The following is a 25,838-nucleotide window of genomic DNA, read 5'->3' as shown; positions in this document are numbered from 1 at the left end:
CTTTTAAATATAAACAGTCTAAAAATCGGCTTAGCGCTATAGCTAACTACTCAGCTGCTGCCGCATCGATATTTCCCTCGAAGCGATTAACGATATCGACATTACCATAGAGGGTGTTGGTTTTTTCGTACTTTTTATAGATAGCCAGTTGACCTGTCTTTTTATTGGTAAAGGTAAACACGTCTTCAGCCTTAGTATCATAATCAGCATTAATAGACAACTGTTTATTAACGTGCTCAACGAACTGATTGGCCGCCACACTATTATTGTTTGCTTCTTTAAGCTGTGATTCCAAGGTTTTAGTCAGTTGGTAGTCGCCGACCTGTGCCGGTACGATAGCAATCACTAACTTAGCGGCAACCCCAAGAACGATTATAAACAACACTATACTAGTCGCACTAGCGCCGCGCTGTGAAGACAAACCAGACAACTGCTGCAACATAACATTCCCCGACTGATAAATTATTATTTTTTAGTAGCTATACCTACTGTAGCGATAGCTCTTTTATAGAAAAGTCTTGAGATTGTGTAGTAATAAAAATACAGTTGGCGTCAATATTAGCACAAACTTTGCATTCATAAGACGCTTGTCTATGATTTACAGGGCAAAAACGAGGGAACGTGGCAATATTAAATTGGTACGCCATCCAGTGGTTAGGCCGACCAGTAGTTGAACCAACCAGTAGTTGAACCAACCAGCAGACCATTTATCATCTCAGTCAATAGAGCCATTACGTGCAAAGGTAGGCAGATTAAGACCTGGCGGCTTATGCATCCAAATATAAACCGCTTTACCGGCTAAGTTTTCTTCAGGAACAAAGCCCCAAAAACGTCCATCAGCACTACGATCGCGGTTATCACCCATTACAAAATATTGACCTTCAGGCACAGTAATACTCCACTGCGTGCCCTCTGAGCTGACTACTTCTGGCGCTTGTTGCTGTAAAAATGGGGCATACTGTGAGCTATTCATACCCTCTAAATAACGAACTAAATGCTGATTGTCACCTTGGTTTTCTTGAAAATATTGCGCCTGACCTTCTTCTTCTTGTCCCATCTGTACTGCTGCTTGCTCAGTAATGACTCGTCCGGGAGCAACCTGCCCTGCGCCATACAACTGAGAAGTCAGCTCAGCATTGGCATCAAAATTCACTAACTTGGTGTCTACCGGTACATCATTAATCGCAAGTGTGCCTTGATCATAGCTAACGGTATCACCCGGTAAACCAATCAAGCGCTTAATATAATAAATGCTGGGGTTTTCAGGGTAGCGAAATACCATTACATCGCCATGTTCCGGCGAACCCGTATCTATAATTTTATTATAAGTAAGCGGTAAACGTACGCCATAAGCATATTTATTAACAGCAATAAAGTCGCCCGTATATAAAGTCGGCACCATAGAGGATGACGGGATATTAAACGGTTCAATCAAGAACGAGCGCACTATTAACACCACTGCTAGTACGGGAAAAAAATCATAGGCCCAGCGTACCAGCAAACTTTCTTTGCCGGGCCCACGGGTTTTACGCTGCTTAAATGCTAATTTGTCCAATAGCCAGACCACACCTAAGACTAAGGTTAATGGCACCAAAATTAAATTAAAATCAAAATCCATACTCAATGACCTATTAACAAGCTGCTTATCTGACTATTTTAATTTATAAGACTAGCTATGATTATTTTGATATCAATATTTTAATCTACTTGCAATACCGCTAAGAAGGCTTCTTGCGGAATCTCTACATTACCAACTTGCTTCATACGTTTTTTACCGGCTTTTTGCTTAGACAATAGTTTTTTCTTACGCGAGACATCACCGCCATAACACTTAGCCAACACGTCTTTACGCATGGCTTTGACCGTACTACGACCGATAATTTGACCGCCGATAGCGGCTTGAATGGCCACATCAAACATCTGTCTTGGAATCAGCTCTTTCATCTTACCAACCAGCGCGTTACCACGGTAACGAGATTGTGCTTGGTGTACAATCATTGCTAAGGCATCCACTTTCTCACCATTAATCAGCACATCAACTTTGACTAGGTTATCGACTTGATAACGCTCAAAGTTATAATCAAGTGAAGCAAATCCGCGCGAGACTGATTTGAGGCGATCGAAAAAATCCATCACCACCTCGCCCATCGGAATATCAAATATCAGCTGGACTTGTTTGCCCATAAAGCGCATATCAACCTGCATACCGCGACGCTCAATACAGAGAGTCATAACGTTACCAAGATAATCTTGCGGTACTAAAATCTGACAGCGCGCTATGGGTTCACGGAACTCTTCAATGTTATTAGGTTCAGGTAGTCTTGACGGGTTATCAACATAAATAATCTCGCCATCTTTCTTCACAATCTCATAAATGACCGAGGGTGCCGTAGTAATTAAGTCCAAGTTATATTCACGCTCTAGGCGCTCTTGGATAATTTCCATGTGCAACATACCCAAAAAGCCGCAGCGAAAACCAAAACCTAGCGCATCTGAGGTATCTGGCTCAAAAAATAACGAAGCATCGTTAATTTGTAATTTTTGTAGCGCCTCACGGAATTTTTCAAAATCAGTAGATTCGACCGGGAACATACCCGCATACACTTGCGGAGTGACTTTCTTAAACCCAGGGATATAGTCAACGTCAGGCGTTTTGGCATGAGTAATGGTATCACCAACCGGCGCACCGGCAATGTTTTTAATACCCGCAATGATAAAACCAACTTCACCAGCTTCCAAAATACCGGTATCTAAAGGCTTCGGTGTAAAGACACCAATTGAGCCCACCGGATGCGAATCTTTGGTCGACTTAATATAGATTTTATCGCCTTGACGTACCGTACCTTGGCGCACGCGTACTAATGAGACGACGCCCAAATAGTTATCAAACCACGAATCAATGATCAAGGCTTGTAGCGGCGCTTCACGGTCACCGGTCGGCGCTGGAATAAATTCAACCAAGGCCTCTAGCAGCTTGTCAACACCCAGCCCAGACTTTGCGGAGACACGCGGGGCATCAATAGCTTCGATGCCGATAATATCTTCAATTTCTTGAATAACGCGTTCAGGCTCAACTTGCGGTAAGTCGATCTTGTTTAAAACGGCCATCACCTCTAGGCCCTGATCGACCGCGGTATAGCAGTTAGCAACCGATTGTGCCTCTACCCCTTGCGCAGCATCAACCACCAATAACGCGCCTTCACAAGCCGCTAGTGAGCGCGAAACCTCATAAGAAAAATCGACGTGTCCTGGCGTATCAATAAAATTGAGCTGATAGCGCTCACCATTGGGGTGATCATAATACAGAGTCACCGACTGTGCTTTAATGGTAATACCGCGCTCTCGCTCAATATCCATGGAGTCGAGTACTTGCGCTTGCATTTCGCGATCTTGCAGCGCGCCGCACATTTGAATAAAACGATCAGCAAGGGTCGACTTGCCATGATCAATGTGGGCAATGATAGAAAAGTTACGAATATTGGCTAATGCAGTCACAAAGCGCCTACTAAATAAGGGGTGATTGAATAATGGGAATAAAAAATGATGTCAGGCGCAATTAATAAAATAATCGCCCATAATTAAGATCAGCTGGTTCGCTAATATTATCGCCTCAAATCAACAGCTCATAGCGCTTACTAATACGCGCAGGCATGTGAGCGTATTCTAGCAGTTTTCTGCTGTAAAGTAAGGCGATTTCGTCAGCAAGCATTTGATTTAAAAATCAAGTGATTTAACGATGAAAATAACTTAGCTGATTGATGAAGCTGACTTAGCTTGCGGCTATATGAGGTAGAAGTAGAGAAATTAAAACTGCTAGGTAGGAAGGGCTTGAAGAGTTAAGTATTTTTCGGGCAAAAAAAAACCAATCACAAAGGATTGGAGTTTTAAATTTGAGCAACTGCATATAAATGGTGGCGATGAAGAGACTTGAACTCTTGACCTCACGATTATGAGTCATGCGCTCTAACCAGCTGAGCTACATCGCCATTTTAGGCTCGGTATTATGCCTAAGCAGATAACTTGCGTCAACCCTTAAGTAGAATTTTTTTACAAAAACTTTTTACAAAAGCATAGTTTTACTTTAAAAATAAAGCCATTCGTTAAAACAGCAAGCCCTTATGGCTGTTTTAACACTTAAAATACTGAAATTTGAAAACTTGTAACTTAAACTTCAAAAAAGGTTTGGTAAACCGATAAGCCGGGTTCTGTCGTGGACAATCATTCCTCTAGGCGTATCATCGCTAATACGCTCAAGCAACCTACCCGCATCGAACGCGGGCCGCGCCATGCCGATGCCTATTTGGTCTTGCTACGCGTGGAGTTTACCATGCCGTGGACTGTTGCTAGCCACGCGGTGCGCTCTTACCGCACCCTTTCACCCTTACCGATGACATCAACGTCTTGCGACAATTAAATAATCAAAGGCGGTCTACTCTCTGCTGCACTGGTCGTCAAGTTACCCTGCCCAGCCGTTAGCTGGCACGCTGCCCTATGTAGCCCGGACTTTCCTCCCCTGCATGTCTGTTGCCAGTGTGCAGCGGCGATTGCCTAGTCTACCAAGCGCGCTATTATAGCAAACCTTACGCTTATTTGGGAAAGTCTTTTCCAGTTATTTGCCCGCTCAAAATAAAGCTATTAAATATGTAAATTAAATATATAAATGACTCAAACAAAGTTACTAGGCAAAGTTAAACAATCTTCTGCTGATAGCATTTTAGTATTAGCTGGCGTGTTAATCGCTAAATGCGGCAGCTGTAACCAATGCGCACTGGGATAATGCTGCTGAAGGTAGTTTCGCAAAAAATCAATGGTACTACCAGCTATCTCAGCATCGGTATTAGCACTGGCATCATGAATATGATTATAGATAACACTATGGACTTGTAGGCCGCGCGATTTTATGGCTTCCAAACTGAGTAAAGTATGATTGATACTGCCAAGCCGCCCCGAGGTGACCAGAATGACAGGATAGCCTTGAGTAGCAATATAATCTAAGGTTAATAACGATTCAGTTATCGGCACGAGTAACCCACCTGCTCCTTCTAATAACACTACCTCATACTCGGGTTGCAAACGTTGAGTGGCGCTAGTAATCAACTCAGGGTCAAGAGTTTGTCCTGAAAGCTTAGCGGATAAATGCGGTGACGCAGGCTTCTGATAACGATAAGGACAGGTTGTAAAATCAAGATCACAAGGCTGTAGCGGGATATCCATCAATTGACGATGAGTAACAATATCATCAGCAATACCCATTTCGCCGTTGAGTGGATTAATCGCCACACCCGTTTGTACCAGCTTTTGGGTCATGACATTGATACCCTGCTGCATCAACGCTTTAGCAATCATTCCAGTGGCATAAGTTTTACCAATGTCAGTATCAATGCCAGAAACAAATAGAACGCTCATAACCTACCTTATAACAGAAGACTTGTTAACCGATACAACAGTGACTTAATCATGAAATTAAAAACCACAACTAAGCGTCAGGGTGGATATATCGACCTTAAAACGGATACAGTGTGCATGGCTGTGTGAATTTTTTGAAGCCTCTGGAGTGGCGGAGCCGCACAGCAAGCGATAAAAATTTGCCAGCCTTGCAATTTTTATGACCCGTATCTATTTCATTTAATATTTACTATCGCTGGTTTTGAATTTGAGTCAAATAAGTGCTGACTACTTTTAACAACGCTTGGCATAAAGTCACAAGCTCGGAATCGGTAATAACATAAGGCGGCATGATATAGACCAATTTACCAAATGGCCTGACCCAAATTCCATTTTCAATAAGTAAGGATTGAAAGGTAGGCATATCAACAGCGTCATATAGCTCAATAACGGCTACTGCGCCCAGGCAGCGTACTTCTTTAACGCCCTCTAGCATCGTGGCTAGTGCAAGCTGCTGCTCCATAGTGGCTTGCATCTTTGCGGTACGATTAGGGATATCATAAGATACTATCAAATCAATTGAGGCACACGCGACCGCACAGGCCAGAGGATTGCCCATAAAAGTAGGGCCGTGCATCAGCGCTGGATAATCACTCTGGCTAATAGTCTCGGCAATTTTGCGCGTACATAAAGTCGCCGCAAAGGTCATATAGCCACCAGTCAACGCTTTACCGACAGTCATAATATCGGGACTGATATTGGCATGCTCGCAAGCAAACAATTTACCGCTACGACCAAAACCAGTCGCAATTTCATCAGCAATTAATACTACATCATGCTCATCACACAGCTGACGTAACAGTTGCAAATACTCAGGACTATAGAAGCGCATACCGCCAGCGCCTTGGATAATCGGCTCAATAATAAAGCCTGCTAACTTGTCGCTGTTATTATCAAAAAAAGTGGTTAACTCATCGCGCTCATCTTCCATCAACGCACGCTCAAAGCCTAATGGCGGCGCAGGTACAAAATGCTGCATGGGCAATTGATTACCATATAGACTATGCATACCCGCTACCGGATCACAGACACTCATTGCATGCCAAGTATCGCCATAATATCCTGAATGGGTGGAAGCAAATTGCTTCTTGTTTGGGCATTTGGCGGCAACTTGATATTGCAGCGCCATCTTAAGCGCTACTTCCACCGCAATACTGCCACTATCGGAATAAAAGATAGCATCTAATCCAGCTGGGACAATATCTAGTAATTTTTTGCCTAAATCTATCGCTGGCTGATGGGTCAAGCCACCAAACATCACATGCGCCATTTTACCCAACTGCTCAACAATAGCGGCATTTAGTGTGGGGTGGTTATAACCATGAACGCTAGCCCACCATGAAGACATCCCATCTATAAGGCGCGTGCCATCTTGGGTGACAATGTAAATGCCATCGGCATGGTCAATAACGATATTAGGATAAGTGGGCGGCAGGCTGGCATAAGGATGCCAGAGATGTTGTTGGTCAAAGTCACTTGTAGACTGGTCCATACTGATAGTCATAGTCTTGTCCGTAAAATATTAGCTCTTTATACCAATTTCAAAAAACAATTTAGCTAAGCCAATACTCTCAGACTCACTCAACCTACGAACACAGCATTTGCACTCGTCTTCCTAGTTGGCTTTGATTTTCAGAGAAAGTATTAGAATGAATGCTTCTTAAATGGTGGTTAGATGTGAGTAGTCGTTTTTAACAGTCATGTTTAATAGTGACTTATTGCCCAGTAGTTTATTTACCAGTAATACGTTTATATTTTGACATCAAATCGCTTTTCGTTTCGACATAATTAGGGTCATGAGGAATACAGTCAACCGGACAGATGACTACACACTGTGGCTCGTCAAAATGCCCGACACATTCGGTGCACAAGTCAGGGTCGATAACATAAATATCATCGCCTTCTGAGATAGCATCATTTGGGCAAGCAGGCTCGCACACATCACAGTTGATGCATTCATCCGTGATTAATAGCGCCATGAACGGCTCCTTATTTGTTGGAATTGGCTATTGTATATTTAACTTCTAAGTATTTGCTACAAAACCGAATTAGACACGTCTTATTTACGTGGGGCTGGTAAAATTTTCTTGCTTGCTGTGCGGCTACGCCACTTTTCGATGCTACAAAATTTTTCCCCAGCCACCCTGTAGTCATTTCAAGGTAAATAGACTATACATCTAGCTTTTGCGTAAAGGCTTCGGCAACACAATCCGGCACGAATTTACTGACATCACCACCAAGTTTAGCGATTTCGCGAATCATAGTCGATGAGATAAACGAGTAATTCTGAGAAGGGGTTAAAAATACCGCTTCAAAGTTTTCATCAAGCTCACGGTTCATATTGGCCAGCTGAAACTCGTATTCAAAGTCTGACATGGCTCGCAGACCACGCAGTACGGCGGTGGCATTTTTTTCGCGCATAAAATCGACTAATAGACCTTCAAAGCCTATTACGGATACTTGCGGTAAATCAGCAAATACTGTCTCGACTAATGCTACGCGCTCTTCAAAATTAAATAAAGGCTTTTTATGATGGCCAGAAGCAACGGCAATAACCACTTCATCAAACAGTTTTACCGCCCGTGTGACTAAGTCCACATGACCATTAGTAATGGGGTCAAAGGTACCCGGATATAAAATTTTAGTATGTAATTTTGAGGAAGTCGCAGGAAGGCTCATAGCGGTGCTAATTTGGTCGTTAATGTTACCGACTATGCTAGCAAATTTTGCCTAAATTTAACACTTATCTCCCATTTATCTCCCATTTATCTGGCAATAAAAAATACTAGTCAGCGCTGTTAATTTTTTAATTTCCGTTATTGCTAATATAATTTAGCAAAACACCCTCGTTTTTATCGCTCATAAATTTTCAAAGTTACTCGTTCATTATACAACGCAGCCGCTACATTTGTCATAACAGCCTACTTACATTTTCGTTGGATGCTTTGCTACAATAGGCGGTTCGACTCATCTGTATTTGTAGTCAAAACCAAATAGTTAGGTTTGACGATAGGATGAGGAACTGGTCAGACCAAGACGCCATGTCTAGAAGAGGAAGCCATGTCAAAAAAATCAAAAAAGCCTGACAATCAAATTTGTGCCAATAAAAAGGCTCGCCACGAGTACTTTATTGAAGAGACGTTTGAAGCAGGTTTGTCACTCCAAGGTTGGGAAGTTAAAGCCATCCGTGCCGGTAAAATGAAGATTACGGAAGCTTACGTTACCTTCCGTAATGGGGAAGCGTTCTTATTTGGGTCGCATGTGCAAGCCCTACTTTCAAGCTCGACCCATGTAGACCCTGATAGTATTCGGACTCGCAAGCTGCTGCTCAATCGCCGCGAAATTGAAAAACTATTTGGGGCAGTCAACCAAAAAGGCTATTCCTGCATACCGTTGTCTTGTTATTGGAAGCGCTCAATGGTCAAATGCCAAATTGCGCTGGCGGTAGGTAAAAAACAGCACGACAAACGCAAAACCTTAAAAGACCGCGATTGGGAACGTGATAAACAGCGCGGTTTTAAGCAACATTTAGACTAGCCGCTTTTATATTAGAGGTGTTAGTTTAACAACGCACTTGTTTCTTTACGATAGAACGGACGATTCGGCTTAAATAATAGCTGAATCGTCCGTTTTTTTATGATCTTTTATAGGGTTAGTTTTGCTCAGTAATTTTTAAATAACTTTAAAATTAAGCTCTCTATTCATTTAAGCTACCTGCTCATTTAACACCCTTCGCGTCTCTCTACGAGCACGACGTAACTGACGGATACCATGAGCAATTAAAAAGGCAATACCTAACCAAATCAAACCATAGCTGTATATCATCGCCGATTCAAATGGATTGCCCAGCACGGTTACCGCTAAAATAAACAATAACGCCGGCTCCAAATAACTCATCATTCCGTATACATTCACAGGCAACATTTGACTGGCATCGATATTGGTCTTCATTGCTAACACACTCAGCACACCCAAACCTGCCAGCATCACCATAAAGAACCCAGAACCTGCCACCATAGACAAATTACTGGGTGCCACTAGATACAGATAGCCAAGCGCAAAGGGCGCAAACAAAGTCAAATCCACCAACATGCCGGTAATCGCATCAATACCTTGCAGTCTGCGTACAATATAATATATTGGATAGGTACCGCAGACCCATAAAGTCGCCCACGACACGCTTTGGGTCCGTATGATTTCACTGCCCACGCCGACTGCTGCAAATGCGACTGCCAACCACTGGAGGCGGCTGAGCTTTTCACCAAACAATACGCAACCGAACACCACCATCATCAAGGGGAATAAGAAATATCCCATCGCCGTCTGTACGCCTTGACCATTGACGGGTGCCCACATAAATAGCCACAACTGACTTAAAAATATTGGCGTTGGCAGTAGCAACCATGCCCATTGTTTGACTGACTTCAAAGCACGCAGCTTATCAATATGCAAATTGAGCCGACTACTGATAAGCAAATATCCGATCAATACCGCCCACATCGCCAACATGCGCCAAATAAATACTTGCGTACCTGATAAAGGTGCCAAAAAACTGCTGTACGCATAAAGCACGCCAAACAGCACATTGGATACTATGGCAAACACCACCCCTAACATCAAGGTGCGCTGCTGCGTATTACTGGTGGTCCAGACGGCAGGTAATAGCCACCGCGACAAAGTGGACGCTACCATATTAGATAGGATTGACGTAGACATACAGAGCACCATAAATTGAGATAGAAATAGAAAGAGACCGTTACCAGCTTTATTTTTTTGCTTATTGGCTGATAAGATTCAGTTTACAGCGATACAGTGGAAATATATCTCAGTATTATCGAACATATGATTTTATTTATCTAAAAACAGAACAATAATAGCTTTTTTTATTAGATTTTAAGTTGTTATGATAACGAAGCTATATTCTCTCGATACTGTACAATTTTTTATTGAGAATATCAGCCCTTATTAAAGATTTTATCTAAGAGGACACACACTTATGAGTCAGCTTTTAGACAATACGGATAAAGCCATTTTAAATCTATTACAAGACGATGTGACGCTACCACTAAAAATAGTGGCAGAACACGTTCATGTGTCTATCGCCACGGCGCAACGCCGAATTCAAGCACTGATAGACAATGGCGTGATTACCAAGCAGGTGGCTATCGTCAATCCTGATAAGGTTGGCTACGGTCTGACAGCGGTGGTTATGATAGAGATGGAGCGCTCCAATACTTCGATGCAGCATCGATTTGAGCGCTTAATGGACGCGCAGTCGCGAGTGATGAGCTGCTATGAAGTGTCGGGCGATTTTGATTTTATGTTGATGGTCAACGCTAAGAATATGAGCGACTATCATCAGTTCACCCGCAGCTTGCTGACTTATGAAAATAATGTGCGCAATTTTAAGAGTCAGTTTGTAATGAACTTTACTAAGAGTGGTACGAAGATTATGCTCGATTGATAACTATTGATAGTTGTTGAAAAGTGAATAGTTTTTCTATTTTTCGGTAGCCGTAAGATGAAGAAGATAAGGAATAGCAAAAATTAAAGATAGAAACCCATGTACGAACAGAATAGATAAAAAGGTTCCAACGTGCATGCCTGCCCTACTCATATTCGACAAATATTCAAAGGTGAGCAAAGCAATGCCCGTTATAGGAACTAACATAGCGATTATCAGATATTTGATAGTAAAAGATTTGCCGCGATAGTAGCCTTTCTTTTGAAAATAGACAGTAACTATCAAATGGATTAATAGTGCTAGAGGTATGAAGAACAACATATAAGCTATAGATAAAAAGCCATTTAATACAATCATGTCTGAAGCATTTGCTGATAGAGGTATGAGCAAAATTAATAAAAACGCTATTATTCGATTGGGCATTTCTAATCCTAGGTAGTGTTGTTTTCAGAAAATGCTGTTTTTAAATGCTGCTTTCTTCAAGAGACAGGCCCTCTCATAACATTGAAGTATATTATGGTTAAACACTGAACTAAAACAGTTCAACTATACCTAATTAGCCGTTACAAACACTATTTCTCATAAAATACTGTCTCTGACTTGCCTTATGCACGCCTACCGCATCCGAGCTATGGCGATGCGCGCATCCCTGCTTATGACATGATTAAATTCTCAGTGAACATCATGCGCGGCGGCTTTGGCGGCTGTACTTTTTGCTCCATTACCGAGCACGAAGGGCGCATTATTCAAAACCGCTCAGAAGAATCCATTCTACGCGAGGTTGAGGCTATTCGTGATACTGCGCCCAACTTTACTGGTGTGATATCCGACCTTGGCGGGCCCACTGCCAATATGTACCGCCTCAGCTGTAAAGATGAGAAGATTGAAAAGAATTGCCGTAAACCGTCTTGTGTCTATCCTGACGTCTGTGAGAACTTAATTACCGATCATAGTAATTTGACTAAACTATATCGTAAAGCACGTGATATCAAAGGCGTCAAAAAAATCCTTATTGCCTCGGGTCTGCGTTATGATTTGGCGGTTAAAGATCCTGAATATGTCAAAGAGCTGGTCAGCCATCATGTTGGCGGCTATCTCAAAATTGCCCCTGAACATTCAGAAGAAGGCGTACTATCGAAAATGATGAAGCCGGGCATGGGCAGTTACGATCAATTTAAAGCCATGTTTGAACAGTTCAGCCAAGAAGCCGGTAAAGAACAGTACCTGATTCCTTACTTTATCGCCGCCCATCCGGGTACCAAAGACGAAGACATGATGAATCTTGCGCTTTGGATCAAAAGCCATGGCTACCGCGCAGATCAAGTGCAAGCGTTTTATCCCAGTCCTATGGCCACTGCCACCACCATGTATCACACCCATAAAGATCCGCTGCATAAAGTTAGCCGTGCTGAAGGTGATATGGATATCGTCAAGTCCGGTAAGCAGCGCAAATTACACAAAGCATTCTTACGCTATCACGACCCAAAAAACGGGGTACTACTACGTGAGGCGCTTAAGAGTATGGGCCGTGGCGATCTTATTGGCAAAGGTCGTGGCTGCCTAATACCTCCATTTAACGCCAGTTTAGAAGGGCGTGATGCGGCGCAGGACAGCTATCAATCGGCGCGTAAAAAGAACAGTCGTCTTGGTAATGACTCTGTAAAACGTAATAACCATGTCGCTACCAAGAGTGGTGCTTCTGCTGCGAAAAGTCCAGTGGGCAAAAACGCTAAAAGGGTGAGTAAAGGTAATTTCCAAACTCAGCATACCGGACTGCCACCGCGTAAAACCAAGTAAGCTTATAAATCAGCATAAATGAGCTAATATAAATGAAATAAGTTAAATCAGCTCAGATAAAAAGCGTACATCAGCCCTTAAGCTGTTGTGCGCTTTTTATTGGTCTTTTATTAGCTCATCTGAACAATTACATTAGTCAGTAAGTTAAGCAACGAAGCTAACATCTAAGGAACAATTTCTAACATTGTCCAGATTGGCTTTTCGATACTATGAACGCCATACGCTTAATGCGTTATTAAAACTAAAGACACAACGATTTTTATATTTTGGAGAAGACCATGAATACCATGATGAAACTAGCTACTGCCCTACCAGCCCTTGCTCTACTTAGCGCTTGTGCTACTACCGCTCCTACTGCACCTAGTACTAGTACCCCTTCAGAAAGCGTGACTAAAGCTGCCTATGATCGTATGGCACCAGCGCCTTATACTTGTACTGACGACGCTAAAATCATGGCAAAACAGTCTATCAACAAAGAAGAAGTCATGTTAAACGCCACTCTACCTAAAATTAAATGGTCAGAACAGCCAATCATTTTAAATGGTGGCGTGCAAGGCGATACCGCAAGCTATGTAAACGACTCTAACCCAGAAATTGTCTATGCATGGCACATAAAAGGCGATAAAGGTATCCTAGCCATGAAATGGGCAGACGGTAAAGAATACCAAGTTAATTGCCAAATCTAAACCGTCATTTTAATTGAGAAAATAACGACTTATTCTAATGAATAGATACATCATTAAGCTTCATAAATAGTCAGTTGTTATAGATATAAAAAACAGTCATCAAACGATGGCGGAGTTTATCAAGCTAGTTGTCACCATAAGCCGGTTTAAGCGGCTTTTAATTTATCCTGTTTCTGCTCTTTTACTGGGTTCAATGTCGTCGGCCCAACTGGTGAGCAGTTTCTAACCTCTTTTGAGCCCCAACGTATAGGGTTTTCAGCTTTAGCGAGATCCATCGTCATCTTACGCTGAGCTAATATCTCAACATCTTCACCCGTGTGGCGCTGATTGGGGGTCACAAAGCGAAGCTGACTGTGCTTATGCTCATAATTATACCAGCGAGTGAATGTAAGTACCCATCGTCTTGCATCATTCAGGCTTTCAAAGCCTTGTGTTGGCCAATTAGGGCGATACTTACAGGTTTTAAACAGCGACTCTGCAAACGGATTATCATTACTTACCCTCGGTCTACTATAAGAAGTAACCACACCAAGCTCATACGCTTTCATACGCATGGTTTGTGCTTTCATGGGTGCGCCATTGTCTGAGTGTAATACCACACCCGTGTGTAGCGCATTTTCACTGATTAACGTACGCTGTAGCAGCTCGGCTGCCAGTGTTCCTGACTCGTGATCATGCACTTCCCAACCGACAATCTTACGGCTATACACATCCTCAATCATGTACAGATAATAAAACTGCCCGCGAACAGGGCTTGGCAAATAAGTGATGTCCCAGCAGAACACTTGGCAGGGTCCTGTCGCCGTGAAGGTCTTTGGTGCCTTTGATACTCGAGGGGCAAGACTGCGACCTCGATGATTGAGTTGTTGGTGTTGCTTAAGTACCCGGTAAAAAGTGGACTCTGAACCATAATACAACCCCTCATCAAGCAGTGTCGGTACAATCTGGGTGGGCGGCAAGCTTGCAAAGCGTGGCAGGTTACACACGGCAATGATCGCGGCTTGCTCAGACGCGCTTAGCTTGTTCTTCGGTACGGGACGTATGGCATCTAATCGCTTGTCCCAGCTCACCTGACCCGCGCGGTACCAGCGCCGATAGGTACGTAAGCTAATTCCAACCTCTTCACAGGCAAGGTTAATTCTAGCACCTGACTGATTCGCGTCTTGTATCCACGCTAGATATTGTTTGCGCTCTGGCAGCAAGGTCAGTCGTCCTCGTGCTCCTCCCAAAACGCATCCAACTTTTTTCTGAGCACCAGTAAAGCGGCGGTTTCAGCCAACGCTTTCTCTTTTCGGGCAAGCTCGCGTTGTAGCTGTTTGATGTGTTTGCGATCCGTCTGCTGTTGACGCTTATCTTTAAGGCTTTGTTGTTTGCTGCTACTAAAGCCTTTTAGGGCGTCGCTACGCCACGCTTTGATTTGTTCGCTATAGAGTCCTTTACGGCGGCAGTATTCACTGAGTTCGGCTTCGCTTAGACTGCCGGTTTCAATGACGGTGGCAAGTTTGGTCGCGCTTGACCAGTCATTGGGGGTTCTCTTGTTTCCAGGCATGGGCTGACCTTGTTGTCGGGCTTGGTTGCGCCAATTATACAAAGTTTGTAGCCCAATGCCTTCATTTCTTGAGACTTCGGCGATGGATAGGTTCAAGGGTGGTTGTAGTTTGTTTAATATCGCCTGTTTACGTTCTTCACTATAGCGTGGCATGATGAGTCCTTGATGCCCCCATTTGGATTGTTTTTTTAGGGGTGACAACTATCCTGCCATAGGGGGCCCCCTATGGCAGGATAGTTGTCACCCCCGTTAATTCACTGTTCTAAAACGCAGGTATTAAACGTCTATCTTTTTTATGGCTGGCTGGTATGATCATCCTTGCCAGCCAGTCACGACAGCCCTAAATATTACTGGCACTATCCATTACGATAAATTGGAAACAGAATAGGCTAAAAACAAAGGAAACAGGAAACAAAACGACCCCTTTCTGATTTTGCTTCCAAGCTAAGCTTATGATAATAAAAGCAAAAGATGGAAGCATGGAAGCAAAAAAGCCCTGTTTTGATTTTGCTTCCAAATGAGGCATATGTAGGTAAAAACATGAAAACATGAAAACAGAACATCTGAAGGAAACAAAAAACCGGAAAAATTGATGGGTAAGAAATAGCAGAAAATTTGGAATCAAACCAGAGGCAAAGCGTGGAAAAGTGGAATCAAAACCACCTCATTTTGGTTTTGATTCCAAGTTCAGATATCTACCAAGTTCAGACATATATAGGTATACAGGTGGAATCAGAGAATCCGAAGGAATCAAGATCGCACTGATTCCTACTGTAAAAGTGAATGCCTTTTGATAGTGATTAATTGATCAATATTGATAATTATATGCAAACTAGAGCGATGGTTAAACTTGGTTTATCGACAAGTATCATAAGACAGACAAGCTGTAAAAGTTTGTCGCTTAACTAACTAACTGACTTGTTAATGCATTAACGAACCTTGCCGTCAATCATGACAGTTATGAATACTTCTAGCATTATTTAATACGATAGTTAAGATCAGTAGTTAAATTCTATTTTCTAAAGTCATTCGTTTACCTTTGCGTTACACTACATAAACATCCATAGGGAAGATTAGAGAAAAAATGAGCCTATTTAATAATAAAACTTTAGCCAATTATATAAAATCCCCAACCATACCCGAAGCTCATAAGGATGTGATTCAGAATTGGATAAATCAGATAAATTCAGGCACGTTTAATAATCTCAATGAAGTTCAGGTTCAGGGAGCGTTCACACAACAAATCATGTGTAAGGTGTTGGGTTACACTGAAGTTGGCGAAGCAGATACTTATACTATTGCTAGAGAATACCCTGTTGCTAGAGGCCGTGTTGATTTAGCCCTAGGTAGCTTTATGGGAGAAAAAGATAATTTAAAAAATACCGTGATAGCACCTTTTGAATTAAAAGGCGCAGGCACTAAAAACCTAGATGCAATCATGTCAGGCCGCCACAAAACGCCAGTACAGCAAGCTTATGAATACGCTAGAGACATCAAAGGCGTTAAGTGGGTATTGCTTTCTAACTATGTAGAATTGCGCTTATACGCTATCAGCGAAACCAGCCTAGTTTATGAACGGTTCTTTTTTAAAGACCTACTCGACCCAGCTGAATACGCCAAATTTCATCTGCTACTTAATGCTAAAAGCTTTCTGTCAGGAAACACTGAAGAATTGCTTAAAGAAAGTAACAGTGCTGATAAAGACATCAGTGACAAGCTTTACGCAGACTATAAGCAATTGCGTGAGAATATGCTGTCACACATGATAACTGATAACCCCACCCAAACGCCTGAAGAACTCATACAGCCAGCACAGAAGCTATTAGACCGTATTCTATTTATATCCTTTGCAGAAGATAAAGGATTGATACCTGATAACAGTATTAAGAAAGCCTATGAACACCAAGACCCTTATAACCCACGTCCTACTTATCAGAATTTTATTGGTTTATTTAACTCAGTTGATAAAGGTAACGCCGCACTAAATATCCCTGCCTATAACGGCGGACTTTTTGCAAAAGATGATGAGCTAGATAACCTGATTATTAGCAATGAGCTTTGCGAAGGGTTTAAGAATTTAGCTGAGTATGACTTTGATTCAGAAGTTTCGGTAACGATACTGGGGCATATTTTCGAGCAATCCATTGCTGATTTAGAAGTGCTGACAGAATCAATTGCTGCTGGTGTACTACCGAACACCAAGAGCAAAGCAACCTCCGTTACTGGCAAGCGTAAAAAAGACGGTGTCGTTTATACGCCAGACAACATTACACAGTTCATTGTTGCCAATACGTTAGGTGATTATATAGACGAACAGTTTGATTTAATCTTTTCTGAATACGGTAAATACAAACCTGATGGAACTATCCAATGGAAGAGAGGTAGTAAGGTAGAGCAGCGTTTTTGGTATGAATGGCAAGAAAAGCTAATGACCATCAAAATCGTTGATCCAGCTGTTGGCTCGGGTGCATTTATGGTGGCTGCCTTTGATTACCTCCACATTGAATATGAAAAAATAAATGAAAAGCTTGCAGAGCTGACAGGTCAACGCAGTGTGTTAGACCTGAATAAAGAGATATTGAACAACAATCTATTTGGCGTAGACATAAACGAAGAATCAATAGAGATAACCAAGCTTTCTCTATGGCTTAAAACAGCCGAAAGAGGCAAGCCCTTAGAGTCCCTAGATGCCAACTTTATTGCTGGTAACAGTCTTGGTTTTGATGAACCCGTACCAGGTAATACATTCTCTTGGCAAACCGCTTTTCCACAGATATTTGCTGAAGGTGGGTTTGATGTTGTGCTTGGTAACCCACCCTATGTAAGAATGGAGCTGCTAAAAGACATAAAACCTTGGCTAGAGAATAAGTATATAGTGGCGTCGGATAGACTCGATTTATATGGCTATTTCTTTGAGCTAGGTTACAAAATACTGAAGCCAGAAGGCAAGATGGCTTATATTTCAAACTCAACGTTTTTCAAAACAGGTTCTGGCAAGCGGCTAAGAGACTTTTTATTAGAAAGCTTTAGCATAGAAAAAATCGTTAATTTTAACGATTTGCAAATTTTTGAAGGGGTAACAACCTATCCAGCAATCTTAGTTGTAAAGAAAATTTTGGATAAAGAAAACAACGTGATTAGCTTCTTAGATTTGACAGAGTGCGTCCCAGACAATCTAGAGTTAAGTTTTAAAAATGATGCTAACGAGATGTATCAAAATCAATTAACGGATCAAGGGTGGCAGCTTCAAGACCTTAAGAGCTTCACGTTATTAGAAAAGCTACAGGCCAATTCTTTGACACTTTCACAGACTTACGGCTCACCTCAATATGGTATAAAAACGGGATGTAATGATGCCTTTGTTATTCCAGACGAAGTAAAGAAAAAGCTCGTTGCTGAACATCCAAGTTCTGCCGATTTGTTAAAGCCATTCCTAGAAGGAAAAGATTTAAAAAAATGGCACAATCAATCAAGAAAGCTTTACATTATATACATACCTAAGAACGAGATAGATATAGAGGACTATCCTGCTATTAAGACATGGCTAACAGTATATAAGGATAGACTAGAGAAACGTGCAACGAAACAAGAGTGGTTTGAACTTCAACAAGCACAACTTGCCTATAAACCTTCTTTTGAAGGTACAAAGATTCAATATGCACATTTTTGTTCTGAGCCACTTTTTCACATGAACAAAGATGGTGACTTTTCAAATGATAAAAGCTACATAATCCCGACGGATGATTATTACCTTTATGGGTTATTAAACAGTAATGTTATTTGGTTCTTTATCAAATCTATTTGTCCTTTCGTTAGAGGGGGATATTATGAGGTGAGAGTTCAATATATTGAAACTCTACCAATACCAGCTAAGCCTAAAGATGAAATTATCTCCACAATAGCCATTAATTGCCAAGTTACAACGGAAGCTAGGTATAAATGCGAAACGAGTTTTGCTCGCCGTATTGAAGACTTAGTACCAGACCAAGGTGTATTTAAGCTAAATAAGAAGCTAACAAACTGGTGGGAGCTAGACTTTTCTGGTCTGCAATCAGAGATTAAGAAAGCCTTTAAAGGTAGTATATCGCTGGCTGAAAGAAACGACTGGCAAGATTATTTTGAGTCAGAGCAAACCAAGCGCCAAGAGCTACAGGCAAAAGTAAAATTGCTTGAAGATGAACTAAATCAGGAAGTTTATAAGCTGTTCAATTTAACCGCTGATGAGATTGCTTTGATAGAAGCAGAAGTTAAGTAGCAAGCTGGTAAGAAAGTATGGTGGCAAGTATAAGAACTATGGTTTGCCACTATTGGACCATGAACAATTAGAATACTCTTATCTAGAATACGACAACTTTGATAATTGAGAATTGAGATGTTTTGTAGTAATTGTGGTCATAATAACCAAAGTAATAGTAATTTTTGTACGGAATGTGGAAAAGGTTTAATCGAAAACACACTATCAACCAGTAATCAATATGCTAGTCCACCGCCTCTCAACTCACAAACTAATAGTGCCGATGACTTATTAAATACTTTCGTGGGTGACAAATATTATGGGTATTACCGCGAGAAATGGTTTAAAGGTCGTACGCCAAGCCTAGATAAGAAAAAAGGTTTTGAAATATATAGTTTTAACCTAGCAGGTTTCTTTTTAGGATTTGTTTGGCTGTGCTACCGTAAAATGTATGGCATGGCCTTTCTTCTTGCTGCCTTATTACCAGCGTTTGATATAACCATGATGCATGTTAAGGGTTTTGAGGGTTATAGTAGTTTTGATAACTTGCTATACGGTTTGCTATGGTTATTCCTAACAGGTTTTCTTGGTAATTATTTTTACTTAACTCACAGTATAAAAAAGATAAACAAAATAAAAATACTATCTTCTGACCCTAATATAATTAAACAGCAACTATCAGCCCAAGGCGGAACTTCACTTGCTGGCGGGCTGGGTATTGGGTTTTTAATAACACTGATGATTATTTAATATATGTGCTATTTGCCCCTGAATGGTTTTAAAGTTATATTAAATTCATAGGCCAAATTAGTATTGTATGAGTTTTAATGAACAGATCGTTAGCGAATATGAACGATTATGCTTAGCCGATACGTTAAGCTTATTTATAAATAGACAGTTTTGTAACATTTCAACTTCAGAAAATAAAATAGATGGGCACCACAGCGGGCACCAAAAATAATAGTTATAACTTAATACCTAGTTAAAACAAATGCTTAACAACAAAAAAAGGCTAACCATAATGGTTAGCCTTTTTTATTTCAATATCAGTTCTCAGTAAGAAAAAGTATTAAGATCCCTTCTTACGACCATGACGTTTACGCTCACTTTCAGTCAAGTAGCGTTTACGAATACGGATAGATTTTGGCGTAACCTCAACCAGCTCGTCATCTTGAATAAATTCAAGCGCTTGCTCAAGTGTAAATTTAATCGCAGGCGTTAAAGTCAAAGCCTCATCAGTACCACTAGAACGAACGTTGGTTAACTGTTTGGCTGTTGTTGGGTTAACGGCCATATCATCGTTACGTGAGTTCAGACCAACAATCATACCCTCATACACTTCAAGCTGTGGCTCAGCAAACAACTTACCACGCTTTTGCAGGTTAAATAACGCAAAGCCCAAGCAAGTACCTTTTGCCATAGAGACTAGTACGCCATTAGCACGGCCGCCAACATCACCGATTTTTTGTGGCCCATAATGCGAGAAGCTAGACGTTAAGATACCAGATCCTGAAGTCAAGGTTAGAAACTCAGAACGGAAGCCAATAAGTCCACGAGCTGGTATTGTCGCTTCGATACGCATACGACCTTTACCATCAAGAACCATGTTGGTCATCTCACCCTTACGTAAACCAACCTGCTCCATGATTGGACCTTGATGCTGCTCTTCAACATCAAAGATAACGTTTTCATACGGTTCTTGCAGCTTACCATCAACTTCTTTGACGATAACTTCTGGACCTGATACGCCAAGCTCGTAGCCTTCGCGGCGCATGTTTTCGATTAGCACAGACAGATGTAGCTCACCACGGCCTGATACTTTAAATTTCTCAGGTGACTCTGTGTCTTCTACACGCAATGCTACGTTATGAATCAGCTCACGTTCTAGACGTTCACGAATATTACGTGAGGTCACAAACTTACCTTCACGACCTGCGAATGGTGAGTTATTTACTTGGAAATTCATCGATACTGTTGGCTCATCAACGGTCAACGGTGGCATAGCTTCAACATTACTAGGATCACAAATAGTATCTGAAATATTGAGTGCATCAACACCTGTAATACAGATAATGTCACCTGCTTGAGCGTCGTCAACTTCGATACGATCAAGACCATGGTAGCCCATAATTTTTAAGATACGGCCGTTGCGTGTTTCGCCTTCTTTATTGATCACAGTCACTTGCGTATTGGTTTTAACTTTACCGCGCTGGATGCGGCCAATACCGATAACACCTACAAAGCTGTTGTAATCGATGCTGGATATTTGCATACGGAATGGAGCGTCTGCATCAACCTGTGGTGGCTGTACAACATCTACAATGGTTTCAAATAGTGGCGTCATATCATCAGCAAGATCATCTACTTCCAAACCGGCAACCCCATTCAGTGCAGAGGCATAAACAACTGGAAAGTCTAGCTGCTCATCAGTGGCGCCAAGGTTATCAAACAAATCAAAAATCTGATCCATTACCCAATCAGGACGGGCACCAGGACGGTCAATTTTGTTAATAACAACAATGGGTTTTAAGCCTTGCTCAAATGCTTTTTGGGTCACAAATCGGGTCTGTGGCATGGGCCCATCAACGGCATCAACGACCAAAAGCACACAGTCAACCATTGACATAACACGTTCAACTTCACCACCAAAGTCAGCGTGACCTGGGTATCTACGATGTTGATACGGTATTCGATATCTTTTTAGGGTGCTGCCATTTAATAGCAGTGTTTTTGGCAAGAATCGTAATGCCACGCTCTTGCTCAATGTCACCTGAATCCATTGCGCGTTCCGCAACTGCACGGTCCACCAAAAGTACCAGATTGATGTAACAGCTTATCGACCAAAGTAGTTTTACCATGATCAACGTGGGCAATGATTGCAATATTACGCAGATGTTTTAATGTCGTTCGCCATATAAAATGCTCGTTTGTCTTAATAAAATGTAGTAGCAGTAGGCGCCGCTGGGATAAGCTTCAATCGTCAATCAGCCAGATAATTTATCTCTGCTCTTAAACGCCTGCCACAATGAGCGCGTGGATAAGTCGTAGCAACAAAAGTAAACATCTATACCGATACATCCATCGTACCGTTAGCCATGCTATGCACACCCTGTCAATTTACAAAGTGTTTGGGCGGCTAGTATAACATTATTGTACTGTAAATTTGTGCAATAACTTATTTATCTGCACGAATGAATTAAAAAAAGCCACCTAAAAGGCAGCTTTTTTTGTAACTTTATTGGTTACATTTTACTTAATAAGCAATTGCTTACTGGATAACCATGTCTTTAGTTTGTTCAACAGTCATAGTTTTGTCACCAGTGATGATGGCATAAACACGACGGTTCATAGCACGACCTTCTTCAGTATCGTTTGGAGCGATTGGACGGTCATAACCGTAACCAATTGTTGATAGACGGTTTGGTGCAATACCGAATTCATTAGTCAACATAGATTTTACAGCAACGGCACGAGCTTCAGATAGACGTTGGTTGTAACGTGCTGAAGGACCAGTTTTAGAGGCATGACCTTCAACGCGCGCGGTAGAGTTAGGATACTCGCGCATTTTCTCTGCTACTTTAGCAATCTCAGGCTGATACTGTGTTTTGATAGCTGATTTATCGTTATCAAAGAAGACACGAAGTTCCATTTTCAGCTCATCAGTAATGTCTACTGGTACTGGGCAACCGCGTTCATCTACAACCACGTTCATTGGGGTACCTGGGCAAGCATCCATACTGTCATATACGCCATCACCGTCAGAATCAAGATCAGATTCAACAACAATGATTGGAGTACTAACTACTGGAGCTTCTGGTTCTACCATTGGTGGTACCGCTACTGTTGGTGCTAAATGACCCCCTAGTACCACTTCTAGACCGGCTAAGGCCATGCCTTCCCACCAGTTGTTGTCGAAGTTATGAATCGCACGGGCTTCACCACGTAGGCTTAGCGCGTTATTGATGCGATACATAGCACCTAAACCTAAGTTACCGATAGTGTCAGTAGTCTCTGCAACTTGATTACCAGATGAATCTTCGATCTCAAGTTTAGATTGACCAGCACCGATCAGCATGTATGGCTTGAAGGCACCATCAGTATAACCAGTAAACTCTTCGGTACCAATTAAGAAGTTACCAGAAATCATTTCTTGTTCTGCGTCAGCAGAGTCAGTTCCAGCTTGGTTGATGGCATCAGTGTTTGATACACCATACTCTACTTGAAACTGAGTAGAAGGAGTCAATTCGATACCCAGCGCAGCACCAGTATATAGGCCATCTTCTTTGTAATAGCTGTCATTACCGTTTTGCAGCAAATCAGCTTGGTCATCGTCAGCGCCTTCGCTATAGTGATAACCTAGTAGTAGTGGGCTAATAGTAACGCCAGCGTTGGCTGCTAGTGGCGCAGCGGTCACGGCAAATAAAGCTAGAGCAATTTTATTCAATTTCATGGACTTCCTCCAAAGGATAATTTGAGTGATGCGTTAAGCAGGACCACTTCCCAGATGACCTAAAAGCAGACACCGTTATGAATTTGTAATTATACAACAAAACCAATTAGGAAGTAGCTTATCGACTATCAATTAAGTTTACAACTTTTTTCGCTAAGGGGCTACACATTATTACACGATAGCGTTGTAACTAAAACACAATGGTTTGCTTATTTTACTGAGGGCTAACATAAATTGCGCTTACTGGCTTTTGAATGCTAATTCGCAATAGACAATATACCAAATGATATCTATTGTCTGTGCGCAGTTTAATACAAGTGCACGTATTTCTCTATTGTTAAGACTTAGCACTCACTAATTGAAACATTTTTTGACAATAGACATATATTCTGTTTATATTGTGACAGCCAACATAATTCTATTAATGCATTAAAGAATTGAATATTATGCTGAATACTATAGAGGCAAGTCAAACTACTCAGTTTAACGTCACTACTTATATAGGCAACAACAGCTTATGGCTATCTTATCTAAAGTAATATCGAGTAATCAGCAGGCATCTATATTTATCTTACTTAAGTTAGTTTTTACTAAGTATAAACGGGTCTGTTCAGCATTGGTGAACCGTGTTTATAGTATTCGCCCTAAAGTCACTCAACCAGCTCACCCAATAAAAAACTTAAAATTCACAAGGATCCCTATAGATTTAGTAGCGAATACGGCTTTACTTTAGTAGAGCTCATCGTGACGGTAGCAATTTTGGCGATTGTAGCCACAATCGCTGCTCCCTCTATAGTAACGCAACTGGCAAACATGGAAGCCAAACGTATCAGGTTCGATATCAAGAATACCCTTGCCATTGCTAAGGCAGAAAGTTTTATTCAACACCGAAACGTTCTAGCATGCTTGTCTGATACTAATGGAGTTTGTCATAGAGACAGCGACAAGACTTTGCTATTATTTATAGACAATAACGATAATAATAATTTTGATGCCAATATCGATGCACTTTTGGAAACACAATCACTAGACCCTAAGTATGCCACGCTACATCTGCGCGCTGGCAACCGTTCTTATGTGAGATTTGCTGGCGATAGCGGTAAGCCACGCGGGTTTTTTGGACACATCAAATACTGCCCAAACGTATCTTACAACCAAAAAATGTATCAAATATCGTTTAATCAATCAGGGATCATCAAGTACAAGCCTAATAGCATTCATGATACTGGATGTAAGGAATAGTTATATTCAATACACTATAGTCAGTGCTAAATAGCAGCGATACGTAGATGAACCCGTGTAGCTGTATCTGTTTTACAGTGTACCGACTGTATCCTTGAGTTGGGACTTACTGATACATGGCCGCTTTCATCATAGTGACTGCTTGAGCTAAACCGACGAATACTGCGTCAGCAATGAGTGCATGGCCAATATTAAGCTCATAAATACCATCAATTTGGGCAATAGCGCTAACGTTATCACGTGTCAGACCGTGACCCGCATTGATCAAACAGTTTATTAGCAGCGTGCTGTGCGGTGCTGACTGCTTGCTTAATGCGCTGTAATTCAGCTCGCTGTCCCTCAGTATTACCCGCTAATCCCATTTCTGCATAAGCGCCAGTATGCAGCTCAATAGCGTCAGCGTGACAGGCAACAGCTGCTTTGATTTGGGTCTCGTTAGGGTCAATAAATAACGATACTTTGATACCGGCGTTGTGGAGCTTGTTAATATAATCGGTCAGCCATACCTTCTGCCCTGCAACATCAAGGCCGCCTTCAGTGGTCAGCTCTGCACGCTTTTCGGGTACTAAGCAAACCCAAAACGGTTGCACTTCACAGGCAATCGCTAGCATCTCAGTCGTAGCGGCCATCTCTAAGTTCAATCGAGTGGTCAGCTGCTCGGCGATTTCATAAACATCCGCATCTTGAATATGACGTCGATCTTCACGCAGATGAATGGTAATACCGTCTGCGCCCGCTTTTTCGCATAATAATGCGGCTGCTAAAGGACTCGGATAGCTAACCCCGCGCGCTTGACGCAAGGTCGCCACATGGTCGATATTGACACCCAATAGTGGCAGGGGGTTTTTTTTGTAGTGATTCTTTTGGAGGTTGTTGCTGAAGATTTTCTGGGTCACATTTTGTTGTGAGGAGGATACTTGTGAGGGGATAGCCATAAAAAATCCTTTAGTAATATTCAGATGATTTACCGA

General features: G+C 41.7%; 17 protein-coding genes, 1 tRNA gene, 1 other RNA gene and 3 pseudogenes. 7 read left to right on the top strand and 15 right to left on the bottom strand.

The window, feature by feature from the left end; genetic code table 11:
- Positions 1 to 46 precede the first annotated feature (46 nt).
- From U1P77_RS00110 to coaD, 9 genes are all read right to left on the bottom strand, one after another.
- Positions 47 to 442 carry a DUF4845 domain-containing protein gene (locus U1P77_RS00110; RefSeq protein ID WP_321155465.1) on the bottom strand — a complete coding sequence of 132 codons (396 nt, stop codon included), beginning with the start codon at positions 440 to 442 and terminating at the stop codon, positions 47 to 49.
- A gap of 273 nt (positions 443 to 715) precedes the next feature.
- Positions 716 to 1,618, bottom strand: coding sequence for a signal peptidase I (gene lepB / locus U1P77_RS00105; RefSeq protein WP_321155464.1), 903 nt, complete (start codon positions 1,616 to 1,618; stop codon positions 716 to 718).
- Positions 1,619 to 1,698: 80 nt separating this feature from the next.
- On the bottom strand, positions 1,699 to 3,495 hold the full coding sequence (lepA, locus tag U1P77_RS00100) for a translation elongation factor 4 (RefSeq protein WP_321155463.1): 1,797 nt from the start codon (positions 3,493 to 3,495) through the stop codon (positions 1,699 to 1,701).
- A 414-nt stretch (positions 3,496 to 3,909) separates the two neighbouring features.
- Positions 3,910 to 3,986 (bottom strand) — tRNA-Met (locus tag U1P77_RS00095).
- Between the two features lie 192 nt (positions 3,987 to 4,178).
- An RNA gene (gene rnpB, locus U1P77_RS00090) (RNase P RNA component class A) lies at positions 4,179 to 4,560 on the bottom strand.
- Between the two features lie 105 nt (positions 4,561 to 4,665).
- The gene (gene bioD, locus U1P77_RS00085) at positions 4,666 to 5,406 is read right to left on the bottom strand and encodes a dethiobiotin synthase (protein WP_321155462.1); all 741 of its coding nucleotides are present in this window, start codon (positions 5,404 to 5,406) and stop codon (positions 4,666 to 4,668) included.
- A gap of 229 nt (positions 5,407 to 5,635) precedes the next feature.
- Positions 5,636 to 6,949, bottom strand: coding sequence for an adenosylmethionine--8-amino-7-oxononanoate transaminase (gene bioA / locus U1P77_RS00080; RefSeq protein WP_321155461.1), 1,314 nt, complete (start codon positions 6,947 to 6,949; stop codon positions 5,636 to 5,638).
- 226 nt (positions 6,950 to 7,175) lie between these two features.
- Entirely contained in the window at positions 7,176 to 7,424 is a 249-nt protein-coding gene (locus U1P77_RS00075; protein WP_201556718.1) for a YfhL family 4Fe-4S dicluster ferredoxin, read from the bottom strand.
- Positions 7,425 to 7,614: 190 nt separating this feature from the next.
- Entirely contained in the window at positions 7,615 to 8,124 is a 510-nt protein-coding gene (gene coaD / locus U1P77_RS00070; protein WP_321155456.1) for a pantetheine-phosphate adenylyltransferase, read from the bottom strand.
- Positions 8,125 to 8,505: 381 nt separating this feature from the next.
- Here coaD and smpB point away from each other — a divergent pair, with 381 nt between their 5' ends.
- On the top strand, positions 8,506 to 8,982 hold the full coding sequence (gene smpB, locus U1P77_RS00065; RefSeq protein WP_321155455.1) for an SsrA-binding protein SmpB: 477 nt from the start codon (positions 8,506 to 8,508) through the stop codon (positions 8,980 to 8,982).
- 168 nt (positions 8,983 to 9,150) lie between these two features.
- Here the strand turns inward: smpB and rarD are convergent, their stop codons facing one another.
- Positions 9,151 to 10,161, bottom strand: coding sequence for an EamA family transporter RarD (gene rarD / locus U1P77_RS00060; protein WP_321155454.1), 1,011 nt, complete (start codon positions 10,159 to 10,161; stop codon positions 9,151 to 9,153).
- Positions 10,162 to 10,441: 280 nt separating this feature from the next.
- On the opposite strand from rarD, the gene U1P77_RS00055 reads away from it, so the two are divergent.
- The gene (locus tag U1P77_RS00055; protein WP_321155453.1) at positions 10,442 to 10,909 is read left to right on the top strand and encodes an Lrp/AsnC family transcriptional regulator; all 468 of its coding nucleotides are present in this window, start codon (positions 10,442 to 10,444) and stop codon (positions 10,907 to 10,909) included.
- 36 nt (positions 10,910 to 10,945) lie between these two features.
- Here the strand turns inward: U1P77_RS00055 and U1P77_RS00050 are convergent, their stop codons facing one another.
- Positions 10,946 to 11,332 carry a hypothetical protein gene (locus U1P77_RS00050; RefSeq protein WP_321155452.1) on the bottom strand — a complete coding sequence of 129 codons (387 nt, stop codon included), beginning with the start codon at positions 11,330 to 11,332 and terminating at the stop codon, positions 10,946 to 10,948.
- 168 nt (positions 11,333 to 11,500) lie between these two features.
- On the opposite strand from U1P77_RS00050, the pseudogene U1P77_RS00045 reads away from it, so the two are divergent.
- Positions 11,501 to 12,706 (top strand): annotated as a pseudogene (locus U1P77_RS00045) (DUF3362 domain-containing protein); the annotation flags it as partial.
- Between the two features lie 278 nt (positions 12,707 to 12,984).
- A complete protein-coding gene (locus U1P77_RS00040; RefSeq protein WP_321155451.1) occupies positions 12,985 to 13,392 on the top strand; it encodes a hypothetical protein in 408 nt (135 codons plus the stop codon).
- Between the two features lie 146 nt (positions 13,393 to 13,538).
- On the opposite strand, the gene U1P77_RS00035 is transcribed toward U1P77_RS00040, so the two are convergent.
- A protein-coding gene (locus tag U1P77_RS00035; protein WP_321155460.1) for an IS3 family transposase occupies positions 13,539 to 15,094 on the bottom strand; the annotation gives its coding sequence in 2 pieces (ribosomal slippage) (positions 13,539 to 14,629 and positions 14,629 to 15,094; 1,557 coding nt in all).
- Positions 15,095 to 16,025: 931 nt separating this feature from the next.
- Here U1P77_RS00035 and U1P77_RS00030 point away from each other — a divergent pair.
- Together U1P77_RS00030 and U1P77_RS00025 are read left to right on the top strand one after the other, a co-directional pair.
- Positions 16,026 to 19,196 (top strand): Eco57I restriction-modification methylase domain-containing protein, encoded by a 3,171-nt coding sequence (locus U1P77_RS00030; RefSeq protein WP_321155459.1) that lies wholly within the window; start codon positions 16,026 to 16,028, stop codon positions 19,194 to 19,196.
- A 117-nt stretch (positions 19,197 to 19,313) separates the two neighbouring features.
- Positions 19,314 to 19,925 (top strand): zinc ribbon domain-containing protein, encoded by a 612-nt coding sequence (locus tag U1P77_RS00025; RefSeq protein ID WP_321155458.1) that lies wholly within the window; start codon positions 19,314 to 19,316, stop codon positions 19,923 to 19,925.
- Between the two features lie 319 nt (positions 19,926 to 20,244).
- On the opposite strand, the pseudogene typA reads toward U1P77_RS00025, so the two are convergent.
- Positions 20,245 to 22,091 (bottom strand): annotated as a pseudogene (gene typA / locus U1P77_RS00020) (translational GTPase TypA).
- Between the two features lie 352 nt (positions 22,092 to 22,443).
- Positions 22,444 to 23,625, bottom strand: coding sequence for an OmpA family protein (locus U1P77_RS00015; protein ID WP_321155457.1), 1,182 nt, complete (start codon positions 23,623 to 23,625; stop codon positions 22,444 to 22,446).
- Positions 23,626 to 24,309: 684 nt separating this feature from the next.
- Between U1P77_RS00015 and U1P77_RS00010 the strand changes: the two genes are divergently transcribed.
- The gene (locus tag U1P77_RS00010; RefSeq protein WP_321156713.1) at positions 24,310 to 24,867 is read left to right on the top strand and encodes a pilus assembly FimT family protein; all 558 of its coding nucleotides are present in this window, start codon (positions 24,310 to 24,312) and stop codon (positions 24,865 to 24,867) included.
- A 106-nt stretch (positions 24,868 to 24,973) separates the two neighbouring features.
- Here U1P77_RS00010 and U1P77_RS00005 read toward each other — a convergent pair.
- Positions 24,974 to 25,706, bottom strand: a pseudogene (locus U1P77_RS00005) (pyridoxine 5'-phosphate synthase).
- Positions 25,707 to 25,838: the final 132 nt, after the last annotated feature.

The organism is Psychrobacter sp. LV10R520-6, assembly GCF_900182925.1.
Classification (GTDB): Bacteria; Pseudomonadota; Gammaproteobacteria; order Pseudomonadales; family Moraxellaceae; genus Psychrobacter.
Note: the sequence above shows the minus strand (reverse complement) of the source record. Positions and strands in the feature narration are given on the sequence as shown.